Source organism: Corynebacterium sp. MSK073 (assembly GCF_030232085.1).
Classification (GTDB): Bacteria; Actinomycetota; Actinomycetes; order Mycobacteriales; family Mycobacteriaceae; genus Corynebacterium.
In genome coordinates this window covers 1-295 of record NZ_JASPIY010000053.1, presented here as the reverse complement: position 1 = coordinate 295, position 295 = coordinate 1, and the positions used below count along the sequence as shown (strand labels likewise).

The 295-nt window shown below is 53.6% G+C and carries 1 protein-coding gene; it reads left to right on the top strand.

From position 1 onward, the window contains the following. Positions 1–74 precede the first annotated feature (74 nt). Positions 75–269, top strand: a complete 195-nt coding sequence (locus tag QP970_RS11645) for a hypothetical protein (protein WP_284849815.1) — start codon at positions 75–77, stop codon at positions 267–269. The last annotated feature ends 26 nt before the right edge of the window (positions 270–295 follow it).

The following is a 295-nucleotide window of genomic DNA, read 5'->3' as shown; positions in this document are numbered from 1 at the left end:
ACGCCGGACTCTGTGTCGCATGTACGCGGGGCCGGGGCGTTTGCCTTCACTGATAAAGAATGGAAGGTATAGCCATGGCTCTTACCGATGAAGACTTCGAACTGCTCGGTTCTCTTCGCGGGATGCGTGTGTTTGCCACGACGCTGCAGGAGATCGTCAACGATCCCAGTCGTGACTTGGACTCCTTTGAAGACAAGATCAAAGAAGCTCTCGATGCTCTGGGGTTGCCCGCAAATCGTGGACACGTAGTAGAGCTACCTAGCGGTTAGGCAGCGATTTTTTCTTCGTTTCTGGT

Excerpts from the sequence above, each read along its gene's own strand:
- QP970_RS11645 (WP_284849815.1), top strand. The coding sequence starts at position 75 with ATGGCTCTTACCGATGAAGACTTCGAACTGCTCGGTTCTCTTCGCGGG.